At 71.6% G+C, this 13,447-nt stretch carries 11 protein-coding genes; 4 read left to right on the top strand and 7 right to left on the bottom strand.

Features of this window, described 5'->3' with window-relative positions; translation table 11 throughout:
* Positions 1-11 precede the first annotated feature (11 nt).
* Both ABD143_RS26690 and ABD143_RS26685 read left to right on the top strand, forming a co-directional pair.
* Positions 12-1,208 carry a trans-sulfuration enzyme family protein gene (locus ABD143_RS26690; protein WP_343984063.1) on the top strand — a complete coding sequence of 399 codons (1,197 nt, stop codon included), beginning with the start codon at positions 12-14 and terminating at the stop codon, positions 1,206-1,208.
* Positions 1,209-1,270: 62 nt separating this feature from the next.
* Complete coding sequence (locus tag ABD143_RS26685; protein ID WP_343984061.1) at positions 1,271-2,191, top strand: TIGR03854 family LLM class F420-dependent oxidoreductase; 921 nt, start codon at positions 1,271-1,273, stop codon at positions 2,189-2,191.
* Between the two features lie 172 nt (positions 2,192-2,363).
* Here ABD143_RS26685 and ABD143_RS26680 read toward each other — a convergent pair whose 3' ends face one another.
* The 5 genes from ABD143_RS26680 to ABD143_RS26660 all read right to left on the bottom strand — a co-directional run bounded on the left by ABD143_RS26680 (position 2,364) and on the right by ABD143_RS26660 (position 6,747).
* Positions 2,364-2,693 (bottom strand): DUF3817 domain-containing protein, encoded by a 330-nt coding sequence (locus ABD143_RS26680; RefSeq protein WP_343984059.1) that lies wholly within the window; start codon positions 2,691-2,693, stop codon positions 2,364-2,366.
* 366 nt (positions 2,694-3,059) lie between these two features.
* On the bottom strand, positions 3,060-3,836 hold the full coding sequence (locus tag ABD143_RS26675; RefSeq protein WP_343984057.1) for a hypothetical protein: 777 nt from the start codon (positions 3,834-3,836) through the stop codon (positions 3,060-3,062).
* A gap of 4 nt (positions 3,837-3,840) precedes the next feature.
* Positions 3,841-4,752: a zinc-binding dehydrogenase gene (locus ABD143_RS26670; protein ID WP_343984055.1), complete on the bottom strand. Its 912-nt coding sequence runs from the start codon at positions 4,750-4,752 to the stop codon at positions 3,841-3,843.
* Positions 4,753-4,821: 69 nt separating this feature from the next.
* Entirely contained in the window at positions 4,822-5,022 is a 201-nt protein-coding gene (locus ABD143_RS26665) for an NADPH-dependent FMN reductase family protein (protein WP_343984053.1), read from the bottom strand.
* Positions 5,023-5,094: 72 nt separating this feature from the next.
* Positions 5,095-6,747 (bottom strand): NAD(P)H-dependent oxidoreductase, encoded by a 1,653-nt coding sequence (locus tag ABD143_RS26660; protein WP_343984051.1) that lies wholly within the window; start codon positions 6,745-6,747, stop codon positions 5,095-5,097.
* Between the two features lie 157 nt (positions 6,748-6,904).
* On the opposite strand from ABD143_RS26660, the gene ABD143_RS26655 reads away from it, so the two are divergent.
* On the top strand, positions 6,905-10,186 hold the full coding sequence (locus ABD143_RS26655) for an AfsR/SARP family transcriptional regulator (protein WP_343984049.1): 3,282 nt from the start codon (positions 6,905-6,907) through the stop codon (positions 10,184-10,186).
* A gap of 161 nt (positions 10,187-10,347) precedes the next feature.
* Here ABD143_RS26655 and ABD143_RS38350 read toward each other — a convergent pair whose 3' ends face one another.
* On the bottom strand, positions 10,348-10,962 hold the full coding sequence (locus ABD143_RS38350; RefSeq protein ID WP_425563748.1) for a class I SAM-dependent methyltransferase: 615 nt from the start codon (positions 10,960-10,962) through the stop codon (positions 10,348-10,350).
* Positions 10,963-11,002: 40 nt separating this feature from the next.
* On the opposite strand from ABD143_RS38350, the gene ABD143_RS26650 reads away from it, so the two are divergent.
* Positions 11,003-11,266 carry a hypothetical protein gene (locus tag ABD143_RS26650; RefSeq protein ID WP_343984047.1) on the top strand — a complete coding sequence of 88 codons (264 nt, stop codon included), beginning with the start codon at positions 11,003-11,005 and terminating at the stop codon, positions 11,264-11,266.
* Between the two features lie 22 nt (positions 11,267-11,288).
* Here ABD143_RS26650 and ABD143_RS26645 read toward each other — a convergent pair whose 3' ends face one another.
* Positions 11,289-13,352: a transglycosylase domain-containing protein gene (locus ABD143_RS26645; RefSeq protein ID WP_343984045.1), complete on the bottom strand. Its 2,064-nt coding sequence runs from the start codon at positions 13,350-13,352 to the stop codon at positions 11,289-11,291.
* Positions 13,353-13,447: the final 95 nt, after the last annotated feature.

Below are 13,447 nucleotides of genomic sequence, written 5' to 3'. Positions count from 1 at the left end.
ACGAAGACGGGGTGTCCGATGCTCAGCACCTGTCCACGCTCGCCGTCCACGCCGGCAACGCCGTCGACGCCGGGAGCGGGGCGATCCGCCGCCCGCTCGTCATGGCCAACTCCTACGCACTGCCCGACGACCCGTCCGAGCTGAGCTGGTCGGGCACCGGCACCCCGCTGTACACCCGCAACGGCGGTGCCAACCAGGGCTGGCTGGAGGAGAAGCTCGCGGCGCTCGACGGCGGCGCGGCCGCGGTGGCGCTGGCCAGCGGGATGGCCGCCCAGCACGCGGTGTTCTTCGCCGCGCTGCGCAGCGGAGATCACGTCGTCTGCTCGGACAACACGTATGTGGGCACGTTCCGGCTGCTCACCGAGCTGCTCCCGCAGAAGTACGGCATCACAGCCACGCTCGTCGACAGCTCCGACCTCGACGCCGCAGCGGCCGCGATCCGGCCGGAGACGCGGCTGGTGCACGTGGAGACACCGGCCAACCCGACCACCCGCATCACCGACGTGGCCGCCGTCGCCGACCTCGCGCACGGCGCGGGAGCGCTGCTCTCCGTGGACGCCACGTTCGCCACACCCGTGCTGCAGCGGCCGCTCGCGCTCGGCGCCGACGTCGTCGTGCACTCGCTCACGAAGTACATCAACGGCCACGGTGACGCGATGGGCGGCGCGGTCATCGGCGGCGGCGAGGCGGGCACGGCGCTCGTCGAGTCGGTGCGGCGCGAGGCGATGGTCAACGTCGGCGGCGCGATCAGCCCGTTCAACGCCTGGCTGATCATGCGCGGCTCCGTCACGCTGCCGATGCGGATGCGGGCGCACTGCGTGGGTGCCCAGACCGTCGCGGAGTTCCTGGAGCAGGACCCGCGCGTGGCCTACGTCGCCTACCCCGGCCTGCCGTCACACCCGCAGCACGCGCTCGCGGCGCGGACCCTCGACGGCGGGTTCGGCGGGATGCTCGCGTTCGCGGTGCGCGGCGACTCGGCGACGCAGGACCGGTTCGTCGCGGCGCTGCGGGTGATCACGTCGGCGGTGTCACTCGGGCACGACGAGTCGCTGATCGTGCACGTGGCGGGCGACGACGAACGGGCCGGGTACTACCCGGAGCTGTTCCGGCGGTACGGACACCTGCGGTTCTCGGTGGGGTTGGAAGACCCCCGCGACCTCGTGGCGGACCTCGACCAGGCCCTGACGGCGGCCGTAGGCCCCCGCTGACAGGTTGCCGCAAGTCGTCCGTAATCACCCGCGACCCGGCGGGCGCCAGTAGCGTCGAGGGAGTGAAGGTCCGCATCGGCATCGGGTCGATCCCCCTCGCGGGCGGGCCCGGGCCCGGCCCCGAGCTCACAGCGCTGGTGGACGAGCTGGAGGCCAGGGGCGTCGACTCGCTGTGGCTCGCGGACCAGGCCTCGGCGCCGTCGATCGACCCGGTCGTCGGGATGGGGTTCGCCGCCTCCCGCACCCGCACGCTCAAGGTCGGCGCGGGGGTTCTCGTGCTGCCGGGGCGGAACCCGGCGCTCGTCGCGGCGCAGCTCGCGTCGCTGGCGGCGCTTGCCCCGCGGCGGATCCTGCCCGCGTTCGGGGTGCGACCTGCGACCGCAGCGGAGCGGCAGCTCTTCCCGGCCCCGGACGGGGACCGCGCCGCGCTCTTCGACGAGTCGCTACTCGTGGTGCGCCGGCTGCTCGCCGAACCGCGAGTCACGCACCACGGCCGGTTCTTCCACCTCGACGACGTGTCGGTGGCGCCGCTGCCGCCGCGTCCACTCGACATCTGGCTCGGGGGGCGCGCCCCTGCCGGCCTGCGGCGCATCGGCAGGCTCGCGGACGGCTGGCTGGGCAGCCTGGTCACCCCAGACGAGGCCGCGGCGGCCAGGAAGCTGATCGAACGTGCGGCCGCCGACGCGGACCGGGAGATCGAGGACGATCATTACGGCACCAACATCGCCGTCGTGCCGCCCGGCGCGTCCGAGGCCGAGTCCGCGTCCGCCCGCGGGCAAATCGCACGCCGGCGACCGGACCTGGACGCTGCGTTGATCGTGCCGCACGGATGGGAGGCGGCACGAGCGCTGGTCCGCCGGTTCGTCGACGCCGGGCTGACCAAGTTCGTGGTGCGGCCGGCCGTTCCGATCACGGCGTGGGCCGGGTTCCTGGACCAGTTCGACGCGGAGTTGCGGGGGCTGGAGGCGGAGCTGAGCGGCTAGCGTCGGGCTAGGAGGGTCCTGAACAACTCCGCCCGTAGCGAGCGGCGTCCAGGTGGGTGCATCGCAAGGCGGACGATCGGGCCGATACCGCTGTTGTATCGGGCCGATCGTCCAACGCCGCGAGGTGCCCACCTGGGCGGCGCGCAGTAGGGCCGAGTTGTTCAGGGCGCTCCTAGGCCGGGGCCGGCTCGGGCATCAGGCCGGTGCGGCGAGTGCGGCGCTCGAACCAGAGTGTGGCGAGCGGGGGGATGCTCGCCGCGAGCGCGAGCAGCGTGGTCGGCAGCGACCAGCGGAACGTCCGCGCCACCACCAGCGTGATCACCACGTAGGCCACGAACAGCGCGCCGTGGATCGGGCCGAAGACGGTCACGCCGATCTCGTTCCGGACCACGACGTACTTGAAGAACATCCCGATCAGGAGCCCGGCCCAGGAGCAGGCCTCGGCGATCGCGACGGCTCTGAAGGCGCGGGCCGCACTGGACGGGGAGAGGACATCAGCCACGCGACCACTCTGCCATGAGCCCCGGGCCGCTTCTACAGGGCGTCGAAGACGCCGCTCTTGACGTCGGCCACGAAGGACCGCCACTGGTCTGCCGTAACCGGGTGTCGACCAACTCCGGGAACCAGCCGGTCACCAGCGTGCGCCAGTCCGCCTCGCCCATCGGCGGGCCACCCGGAGGACCAGACCGGCACCGACACGCACGTCCTCCCCTGGGGGAATTCCCTGATCGCCGACACGTGAGAGCGGCGCTACCGACGGGCATCGCGAAGCGATCCACTCGGTGAGCGGGCGCACCGCCGCTGGGATCCGGCGCAGGACCGCTGGAGTCGACCACTGACGAGGAGATCGACAGGGCCGATGTTTCGGTCAGCTGAACTCGCCACTGGCGAGCCGTCTCTTGGCATCTAGGAGGATGGAGCTCCGGTCGGGAGTTTCGCTTTCCCACATCGTCGACCTGAGCGTGCCGCGCGTCCGGTAACGGCGCATAATCGACTGGTGGAGAGGTAGCTGCACCCATCGATACAGCGAGCGGCGGTCGGTCCACACCGAGACCGAACCGGTGCGACGGGTAAGTGGATCAGCCCAGAGCTGCACCCCGACCGCGCCCGGCAGCCCATACCATCCCAGTTGGAGCCGGGCGCCGCGTCGTGCGATCCCGGGAAGTGACCGCAATGAGTGCATCGTGAAGTCGGTGAGGCTCACGATCACCGGTCGATCCGTGTTCTCCTCGGGTCCTGGCTGCCATGGGAACCAGATCGGCCCGCCGCTGCCGGCGCAGCCGCGGATGGACGAGATCAACGCCTCCGGCACGGCACGGCGGAGACCGCTCTGGCCGCCACAGGACTTGAGCATGATGTGAACCATCCATTCTGTCGGGCGGATCGGCGATAGGGGATCCGCGATGCGAAGGCAGGGTTTGTCACGCGCGGCAGCGGCTGGCCCCGCAGCAGAGCCGGCATTCCGGCCTGTAGGCGCTACGCGCGTGATTTGGTTCCGGTTTGTGTGGCCCACAGCGTGCGGAGGGGGAGCGAGTTCGTCGGCCCGTTCTGCGGGGAAGAAGAGCCTGCCGCCGTCGACTTCGACGAGGCCGATGATGCCGGGAATCCGGCGAGGAAACAACCGGCTCAGACCAGCCAGAGTCATGTCATCATGTGACGTCGAGTACGACCTTGCCCATGATCCGGCGGGCGAGGAGTGCTTCGGCTGCTTCCGGTGCCTGATCCCAGGATCCGCGCCAGCCGACCTGCGGGTCGAGCCGGCCGGCTTCCAGCAGGTGTACGAGGTAGGAGAGGTCGTTTCCGAACGGGGTGCTGACGTTGAAGGTCTCGAGTCGGCCCCGGTCGACTCTCGTGCGCGCCTCCTCGAAGTCGATGACGGTCGGCTCGCGGGAGGCCTTCCCGATTGCTTGAACGATGCCCCCGTCTTCGAGCCGGAGGTAGGCGACGGCCAATTGAGCGCCGCCCACGTTGTCGAGCACGCCGTACACCGGTGCCGAAAGGTTCTCGGGCCCGATGACGATCTCGGCGGCGCCGAGTTCGCTCAGTCCGGCGGCACGTTCGGGACCGCCCACCGAGGCGATGACGTGTGCGCCAGCGCCGGCGGCCAGCTGTACCGCGAACCGGCCAACGCCTCCCGACGCTCCGGTGACGAGCACCCGGCGGCCGACCACGGGGCCAAACCGGCGCAGCGCCTGCAGCGCGGTGACACCCGCTACCGGGAGGGCGGCAGCCAGGCCGAGGTCGACGGTCTCGGGCACGATGGCGAGTTCCGCTGAGTCGACGGCCCGCAGTTCGGCCCATGCTCCCGTCCACCCGAAGGACACCACGCGCGCGCCCACCGGAGGCCCGGAGCCATCGGCTGCCGCCCGGACGACGACCCCTGCGGCGTCCCACCCGGACACATGTCCCGACTTGAGGTTCTCCCGGTAGGCGATCTCTCCGAAGTTGAACGAGACGGAAGCGACCTCGATGAGCACCTGTGATTCACGTGGCTTCGGTTGCGGGGCCTCGCCGAGGCGGAGGCTCTGCGAGGCGGCCGGGTCGTAGATCAAAGCGCGCATCTTTTGCTCCTCTAGGAATTGAGGGTCCGGGTAGTACGGACCGACTTCGACCGCGCCCGCTGGGTTGCGTCAGGCGGGAACCGGCGCGAGCCCGCTCGGCAGGCCGAGGAACTCGTTCAGAGCGGTGTCGGCGGAGGGCAGGACAGCCCGCAGGTGAGCGGATCGTGCCTCGTGATCGGCGTGGTCGGGGACGGTTCCGTAGATGACCCGGACCGAGGCGTCCTCGATGCCGGAGAACTCCGAGATCCCCACCCTCAGCTGGCGGTCCACCAGTGGGCCTGGCCGGCTATTCCGAGGAGCACTTCGTCAACGGCGGCTGGGACGAGCTGCGTCGCGGCACGGTCATCGGCTGCCGAGCCGGACGAGCATCTTGCCGACGTTCGCTCCGCGCAGCACGCCCAGGAACGCGGCCGGCGCCTGGTCGATGCCCTCGACCACGGTCTCCTCGGTCCTCAGCGTGCCGTCGGCGAGCCGGCCCGCGGCGCGGCTGATCCATTCGGGGAAGAGGTGGAAGTAGCTGGTGACCAGCATTCCGCGCAGGGTGACCTCATTGGCCGCCGCCCGGTAGAGGTTGGTCGGGCCGACGGCGGGCGCGGTGGCGTTGTAGCTGCTGATCGCCCCCACCATGGCGATCCGCCCGCCCGGGCGGATCGCGCCGATTGCGGCTTCGAGGTGGTCGCCGCCGACGCTGTCGAGATAGACGTCGATGCCGTCGGGCGCGGCGTCGGCCAGCTGCTCGGTGAGCGAACCGGCCTTGTAGTCGATGCCGACGTCGAAGCCGAAGTCGGTCACCAGCTTCTTGGCCTTGTCCGGCCCTCCGGCCGAACCGATCACCCTGGCGGCGCCGAGTTCGCGGGCCAGCTGGCCCGCGACGCTGCCGACCGCCCCGGCGGCCGCCGAGACGAAGACCACGTCGCCGGGACGTACCGGAGCGACGTCGGTCAGTGCGGCGTAGGCGGTCAGCCCGGTGGTGCCCAATGCTCCGAGGTAGGCCTGGGGCGGAGCGATCGTCGTGTCGACGACGGTGGCGGCCGAAGCGTCCAGGACGGCGTACTCCCGCCAGCCCAGGAAGTGCGAGACGGTCGTGCCGACCGGCACCGTCGGGGCCCGCGACGCCACGACCTCGCCGGCCGCGCTGCCCTCCAGGGCGGCGTCGAGCTGGAACGGGGGGATGTAGGACGGCGCGTCGTCCATCCGGCCCCGCATGTACGGGTCGACCGACATCCAGGTGTTGCGGACCAGGATCTGGCCCTCGGCGAGCGGGGGCAGCTCGGCCTCGACGAACTCGAAGTTCTCCGCGGTCGGCTCCCCGGCGGGGCGGGAGGCGAGCCGGATCTCACGGTTGACGATCTGCGTAGCAGACATGATGACGGATTCCTCTTCTCGGACGGGCGGGTCGTACGGCTTGGTCAGCGGGTGGTGAGTACCGGGGTGTCGGGCAGCGCGCAGCGCGCGGCCCCACCAGGTGAGCTGGTCGAGCAGGCGGGCGGCTGCCGCGTTGCAGCTGTCGGGATCGACGGGTCGGCCGGTTCTGTCGAAGCGGTCCCGGTGGTGGTGGAAGCTGACGGTTTCGCGGATCGTCATCGCCTGCAGGCAGGCGAAGACCGGGCGGAGCTGCTCGACCGCTCGGAGGCCGCCTGCCGCGCCGCCGTAGGCGACGAAGGCCACCGGTTTGGCCTCCCATTCCTGCCCGTACCAGTCGATGGCGTTCTTCAGGGAGGCGGGGAAGCTGTGGTTGTACTCGGGCGTCACGATCACGAAGGCGTCGGCCGCCGCCAGCCACGGCGCCAGGTCCTGCACCGCTTGGGGCCGGTTCGCCTTGCCGGCGGGCAGCACCGCGGGCAGCCAGGCCTCGGCCAGATCGATGACATCCACGTCGATGTCATCGCGCCGGCGGGCCTCGGCGGCGAACCACTCCGCCACCGTGGGACCGAACCGGCCCTGCCGGACGCTGGCGATGATGATGGCCACCGCGAGCCGGTCGGTTTCCGACATCCGAGGCCTCCCTCCGCTCCCGGCTCGGGCCGGTGTTCGCTGACGAGATCCACGATGCGGGCCGGGTGTTCGGCTCGAGCTGCGCTGGAGTTGTGGCCGTGTTCGGGCGGCACCCCGCCCCGGCATCGCAGCAGGTCACCGCCACTACGGTGAGGCCATGCGTTTCGGGGTGCTCGGCCCGCTCGAGGTCTGGACGGCGGACGGGAGGCGGGTGCGCATCCCGGAGTTGAAGGTTCGTGCTTTGCTCGGCGACCTCCTGATGCACGAGGGACGGCCCGTGTCGGCAGACCGGCTGGTGGAGGACATGTGGGGCCGCTCGGGGCTTCCCGCGAGCCCGACGAGGGCCCTGCAGGCGAAGGTCTCGCAGTTACGCAGGGCGCTGGCGGAGGCCGAGACCGGTGGGCGTGAGCTGGTGGAGTCGCTCCCGTCCGGCTACCTCCTGCGCCCCGGAGCCGACGCGGTCGACGCGCGCCGTTTCACGGAACTGGCGGCTCGGGCACGCGAGACCGACGACCCCCGGGCGAAGACTGCGCTGCTGTCCGACGCGCTCGCGCTGTGGCGCGGTCCGGCTTTCGCCGATTTCGGCGACGAGGAGTTCGCGCGCGCCGCGATCGCCCGCCTCGAGGAGCAACGGCTGACCGTCCTCGAGGAGCAGGCCGAGGCCCGGCTGGCACTCGGGGAGCACAGCCTCCTGGCCGACGAGCTCGGTGACACGATCGCGCAGCATCCGCTGCGTGAGCGCCTGCGCGCGGCACACATGGGCGCCCTCTACCGAGCGGGCCGGCAGAACGAGGCCCTGGACAGCTACGCCGACCTGCGCGAGCGCCTCGCCGACGAGCTGGGCCTCGACCCCGGCCCGGAGCTGGCAGGTCTGCACCAGGCGATCCTCGAACAGGATCCTGCGCTGGTCGCTGTTCCCGCCCCCAGCACGTCCGCGGCACGCCCCAGGACCAACCTGCCGGCCCCACTCACCGATGTGATCGGCCGGTCGGCAGCCGTCGCCGACGTCCGCGAACTGCTCGGCTCGGCCCGGCTCGTGACCCTGACCGGCCCCGGCGGCGTCGGGAAGACGAGGCTCGCCCTGGAGGCAGCCGCACAATCGGCCCCAGCGAACCCCCACGACGTCTGGCTGGTCGAGCTCGCGGGGATGCAACGCCCGTCGGGACGCGCAGCGCCGTCACCCACCGAGGTGGCCGAGGTCGTGGCCGGCGTCGTGGGGATCCGGGACGACACCGCAACCGGTGCACGGCCAGGCGCCCCACCCACCGATCTGACGCGGCGGCTCGCCGAGGCGATGCGTTCCCAGCAACTGCTGCTGGTGCTCGACAACTGCGAGCACGTAGTGGAACCGGTCGCCGAGCTGGTGGCGTTGCTGCTGCGCAGCGCACCGGGTCTGCGGGTATTGGCGACCAGCCGCGAACCGCTCGCCGTCCCCGGTGAGGTGCTCGTGGACGTCCCGCCTCTGGAGCTTCCCGGTCCGGCGGCTCCGACAGATCTCGCGGCCCTGCGCCGGTCGAGCGCGGTGCAGCTGTTCGTGGCCCGCGCCGCGGCCGCCGCGCACGGCTTCACGCTCGACGCCGGGAACGCCGGTCCGGTCGCGACGATCTGCAGGCGCCTCGACGGGCTGCCGCTGGCACTGGAGCTGGCTGCCACCCGCGTCAGGGCGCTGGGTGTGCACGGGCTGGCCGAGCGGCTGGACGACCGGTTCCGCCTGCTGACCGCCGGGACGCGCGGCGCGCCTGCCCGGCAGCAGACGCTGCGAGCGGTGATCGACTGGAGCTGGGAGCTGCTCCCCGAGATCGAGCGCGCCGTGCTGCGCCGGATGGCCGTGAACGGCAACGGATGCCTGCTGGAGGCCGCCGAGGCGATCTGCTCCGGCTACCCCGTGGACCGCGCCGACGTGCTCGACGTGCTGACCAGGTTGGTGGATCGGTCGCTGGTCGTCGTCGTGCACGGCCCGGACGGCTGCTCCCGGTACCGGCTGCTCGAATCCGTCGCGGCCTACGGCCTCGAGCGGCTGGAGGCTGCCCGAGAGCTCGCGAGCACACGACAGCGCCACGGCGACCACCACGCCGAGCTTGCCGAACGGGCCGAGCCCCATCTGCACGGCCCCGACCAGCGCCGTCGGCTGCAGTGCCTCGACGACGAGACCGTCGACCTGCGGATCGCCCTCGACGGTGCAGCAGAACGTGGCGACGGCGACCTCGCCCTGCGCCTGGCCAACGCGACGGCCTGGTACTGGTTCCTGCGCGGGCGCCACCGCGAGGCGCACCGCGCGTTGGGTGTCGCACTGGGCACGCACGGCGGCACCGCGGCGGCGCGCGCCAGAGTCACCACGTGGCGGGCCGGGTTCGCCCTGCTGATCGGCGGTGGCGCCGACCTGGTGCGGCAGAGCCACGCGGCTCTCGAGGCCTATGACGGCGTCGACGACCCGCACCACCGCGCGCGAGCGGAGTGGTTCCTCGGACTTGCGCACCTGCACCTCGGTGATGCCTCGACCGGCGAGGATCTGGCCCGGCGGGCGTTGGCCGGGTTCCGCGCCCTCGACGACCGCTGGGGTCTGGCGGCCGCGGCGAGCATCCGGGCCAAACACGCGATGTTCCGGAGCGACCTCCCCGCGGCCGCGTCGCACGGTTCGGAGAGCCTCGCCCTGTTCACCGAGCTCGGGGACCGCTGGGGCCAGATGCAGGCCGCGGACATGCTCGGCTACCTGCACGAGGTCACCGGCGAGTACGAGACAGCCGCCCGCCTGCACCGGGACGGGCTGCGGATCGCCGAGAACCTCCAGCTGTGGACCGATGTCTCCTACCGCCTCTCCAGCCTCGGGCGGATCGCGCTGCTGGCCGGCGATTTCGGCAGGGCGGAGGAGTTTCACGGGCGCGCCATGCGGCTGGCCGCCGAGCAGGCCAACGAGTTCGCCGAGGACTTCGCCCGGGTCGGGCTCGGGCTCGGCGCCAGGAGGCGAGGCGATCCGGCTACCGCCGAGTCCCACCTCAGGGCGTCGCTCGCGTGGAACCGTCGCCTGGCCGAGGAGTACGGCGTGCCGTACTACGGGGTCACGCTGCTCCTTGCGGAACTCGGCTTCATCGCGGAACAACGCGGCAACGCCGAGCAGGCCCGCACGCTGCATCTCGAAGGCCTCGCCTCCGCACGCGAGATCGGCGATCCCCGCGCGGTCGCCCTCGCCCACGAAGGTCTGGCCGGGGCAGCAGCGATCGCCGGGCATCACGAGCACGCCGCACAACTGCTCGGAACGGCGACCGGGATCAGGGCGTCAGCGGGCGCACCGTTACCCCATGCAGAGCGCGGCGACGTGGACCGCATCGCGTCCCGAGCCCGCACGGCTCTCGGCCATGAGACCTTCGCGGCTGTGTTCGACCAAGGCAGGGCCGCCACGCTCGACGGCCACGGACAGCAGTTCCGCTCCGCCGCCGACTGAGCAACCCGGGCCCTGAACAGCGGCGCAGCGTGCCGTGATGGCCGCGAAGTCGGATGACAGCCGTGCCTGTACCGTGCGAGAACTCGACGCGCAGGCGGTGACCTGCAGATCGTCGTCCACCACGCCAGGCATGATCTCTAGCCATGGCGGCAGCACCTGTTCTATCTGCGCGGCGATGGACCTGAACGGGTGAGGTGATCTGCGGCTTCTCGGTGATCATGGCGGGCCGCTACCGCCCCTCCTGCACGCCGAGGGTTTCGACCCGCGCATGGGCACCGCCGACCTGGATCGACCGGGACGGCGAAATACTCCGCGGAGGTCCGGGCCCGCATGCAGCGGATCGACGGCCATCTCCGACCACGCCGTTCCCGGGTGGCTGTGGGCCGCGATGGTCGCGAACACCGCACCGAGCCGGGAGACGGTGTGCAGGTACGACTGCGTGTTTCCGAGGCTGACGATGACGTCGTACGTGGTTCCGAGTCGAACGTGCAGATGTCGCCGGCCTCCAGTCGGAGGCATGGATGGCGTCGGCGGGTCCAGGCGAGCAAGTCGGGCTGGAAGTCGACGCCGGTGCCGGCCCACGCACACCGCGCGTGAAGCTGGGCGAGGATGCGCGCGGTACCGCACCCCAGATCCAGCACGGTTCGCACCGCGCAATTCTCGCCGCGTACGAACTCGATGAGCTGATCGCTCACGGAACTGTCGGCCCTCAACTCGTCGTAGAGACCGGGCTCCCGATAGACGAGGTTGTTGCGCGCCAATGATCCGGCGTCCATCTGCGTCACGGTACCCCAGGTTCTCGACCCGTCCGCACTCATGATCAGCCGGCCGCCCGGTCCGCTGCGACGCGCCCCCAACCGGGCGGGGTTGGTGGCCCTCGTGCTGACCGACTTCCTCCGCGTCGGCCTCTCCTGGGGCCCGAGTGGCGAGCCGACGCTCTGGGAGACCTGGCCGGAGGTCGCCGTCGTCGGCTTCCTCGTGGGCGTCGCCGCAGTGGTGGCCGCGGGTCGCCACCTCGCCTACCTCACCAGCGAGGCGGCCCGCCACCGGCGCGCGCTCACCGGCAGCGGCGAAGGCTGATCAGCGGTCAGGGCCGGATGGGTCAGTGCCGGACGGCCTGGTATCGCGGGTCCACCGGCGGCAGCGGCAGGATCGGAGCGTTCCCGAGCACCTTCGTCGCGGCCTGGAAGAACGTCTGCGCCGGGGTCTCGCCGCCGAAGAGGGTGCCGGTCCCGCACGAGTACGGCGGCGAGCCGTAGCAGATGGGGCGGGGTGACGCGGAGTCGTCGAACAGGATGGCCGCGCCGGCAAGCTGCGGGGTGGCGCCGACGAACGCGCCCGACTGGGACGTCTGGGTGGTGCCGGTTTTCGATGCGATCGGCCGGTTCCAGCCCGCCGCCGCAGCGGCGGCGGCAGCAGTGCCACCCGGTGCGACGTCATGGGAGAGCCCGTTGAGGAGCGTGTCGGCGAGTCCGGGGTCGACGGCCTGCGTGCACGCGGGCTGAGTGATCGGGACCAGGGCGCCCGTCCGGTCGGTAACGGAGGTGATCGGAGTGGGCGGGCACCAGACCCCGTGGCTCGCGAGGGTGGCCCCCACGTTGGCGAGCTCGAGATCGCTCGTGGGAGACACCCCGAGCGTGAACGACGCCTGCGCCTCCGCCCTGACCCGGTCGGCGATCGACGGCGCCCCCGGCGCGTTGCTGACCGGGTCGCCGAGTGAGGTCATCCCGAGCCGCTGCGCCATGTCGACGACCGGGGCGACGCCAGTGCTCTCCTCCAGCTTCACGAACGCCGTGTTGGGCGACTGGGCAAGCGCGTCGGTCAGCGTGAGCTGCGGCGCCAGGCCCTCCTCCGCGTTACGCACCGGGAACGGGTGTCCGGAGGCGTCCTTGTAGATGGGCGAGAGGTAGCCGCTCGGCGGGACGTCGATCACCGTGTCGATCCCGGCCACGCCCTCCTGCAAGGCCGTGGCCGCAGTGAAGATCTTGTAGACCGAGCCGGCGCCGAGGTTCTCCGGCACGAACGGCAGCCCGTAGCTGGACTGCCCTGGCGCGTTGCCGTAGGTCCGGTTGGCTGCCAGGGCGGTGACGTTGTGCGCGTCAGCTCCCGGCGTGACGAAGGCCAGCACGTCCGCGACGTGCGGGGCGCTCGGCGGCACGTGTGCGTCCACGGCGGCCTTCGCGGCTGCCATCGCGTTCGGGTCGAGGGTGGTGCGGATGGTGTAGCCGCCGCCCCGCAGCTGCTGGGAGGTGAGGCCGGCCTGGTCGAGGTACTGCTGGACGTAGGCGCAGAAGTAGCCCGCGGCGCCCGCGGCGGTGCAGCCCTGTCCGGGCACAGCCGGCCGCGCGACCACGCCAAGGGGTGCTGCTGTGGAGGCGGCCGCGTCGGCTGCGGAGATCGCGCCCTGCAGGCGCAGCTGCTCGATCACGACGTCGCGGCGGGTCTTCGCAGCGTCCGGGTGCTGCACGGGGTCGAACGCGGTGGGGCTTTGCACCATCCCGGCGAGCAGCGCCGCCTGCGGCACGGTGAGCGCCGCCGATGTGGTGCCGAAGTAGGCCTGCGCCGCGGCGTCGACGCCGTAGGCGCCGTGCCCGAAATAGACCAGGTTGAGGTACCGGGCGAGGATCTCGTCCTTGCTCAGCTGGTGGTCGAGTTGCACGGCCAACTCCGCCTCCCGCAGCTTGCGCGCCAGGCTCGGCGCGACCGCGTCCTGGCGCTCCGCGTCGGTGGTGGCGGCCACGTACAGCTCGTAGTTCTTCACGTACTGCTGGGTGAGCGTCGAGCCGCCCTGGGTGGCCCCGCCGTTCGCGTCGTTGACGAGGGCGCGGGCGGTGCCGACCGGGTCGACGCCGCCGTGCTCGAAGAAGCGCCGGTCCTCGATGGCGATGATCGAGGCCTTCATCGCGGGCGCGATCTCCGCAGACGGCACAGGAACCCGGAACTGGTCGTACAGGTACGCAATGGGTTTTCCGGTGGAATCGGTCACGGTCGTGACGGCAGGCGCGTCCCCGGCCTGCAGCTCTGGCGTCAGACCATTTTCCGACGCGCTGATCTGAGCCGCGAGCAGACCCACCCCTCCCACGAAAGGAAACGTCATCGCGGCGAGCACGACAGCCGCGACCACAACGATGACGGCCAGCCGGGCCGATGCGCGTACGACACCCACGCCCTACGTCTACCAGTACCGATGGTTCGGGCGTCTGCCAGTACCGAGGGTTCGGGCGCCGACTTCGGACGAATGGGGACGGATCGGCCGGGAAC

Source organism: Pseudonocardia aurantiaca, from assembly GCF_039526725.1.
Classification (GTDB): domain Bacteria; phylum Actinomycetota; class Actinomycetes; order Mycobacteriales; family Pseudonocardiaceae; genus Pseudonocardia; species Pseudonocardia aurantiaca.
The sequence above is the reverse complement of the archived record's forward strand: the minus strand, read 5'-3'. Positions and strand labels throughout refer to the sequence as shown.

Bases quoted from the DNA above. Each gene is read 5' to 3' on its own strand.
- ABD143_RS26670 (WP_343984055.1), bottom strand. From the start codon at position 4,752: ATGCGCGCTTTGATCTACGACCCGGCCGCCTCGCAGAGCCTCCGCCTC.
- ABD143_RS26660 (WP_343984051.1), bottom strand. From the start codon at position 6,747: ATGTCGGAAACCGACCGGCTCGCGGTGGCCATCATCATCGCCAGCGTC.
- ABD143_RS26650 (WP_343984047.1), top strand. From the start codon at position 11,003: ATGATCAGCCGGCCGCCCGGTCCGCTGCGACGCGCCCCCAACCGGGCG.
- ABD143_RS26675 (WP_343984057.1), bottom strand. From the start codon at position 3,836: ATGACTCTGGCTGGTCTGAGCCGGTTGTTTCCTCGCCGGATTCCCGGC.
- ABD143_RS38350 (WP_425563748.1), bottom strand. From the start codon at position 10,962: ATGGACGCCGGATCATTGGCGCGCAACAACCTCGTCTATCGGGAGCCC.
- ABD143_RS26655 (WP_343984049.1), top strand. From the start codon at position 6,905: ATGCGTTTCGGGGTGCTCGGCCCGCTCGAGGTCTGGACGGCGGACGGG.